1 protein-coding gene is annotated in these 328 nt (G+C 61.9%); it reads right to left on the reverse strand.

All coding sequences use genetic code 11. From position 1 onward, the window contains the following. Positions 1-328, reverse strand: a 328-nt coding sequence (locus FFK22_RS42440) for a sulfatase-like hydrolase/transferase (RefSeq protein WP_143957069.1), incomplete at both ends; no start/stop codon positions are given.

Below are 328 nucleotides of genomic sequence, written 5' to 3' on the forward strand. Positions count from 1 at the left end.
ATAGGCCTGATCATCCGGGAACGAGTACCAATAGGGGTCCGACATCGCGTCGAGGTGGTACAGGTAGCCGAAGAACTCATCAAAGCCATGCAGTGTCGGCAGATACTTGTTCAAGTCGCCGAGATGGTTCTTGCCGAACTGGCCGGTGGCATAGCCCTGGACCTTGAGGGCGGAGGCGATGGTGGCGGCCTTGTCCGGCATGCCCACATCGGCGCCGGCCTGGCCGACGGTGGTCAGGCCCGTGCGCAACGGGATCTCACCGGTGATGAAGCTGGCCCGGCCTGCGGTGCAACTCGCCTCGGCATAATAGTCGGTGAACATCATGCCT

It is taken from the genome of Mycobacterium sp. KBS0706 (genome assembly GCF_005938675.2).
Lineage (GTDB): Bacteria > Pseudomonadota > Alphaproteobacteria > DSM-16000 > Inquilinaceae > Inquilinus.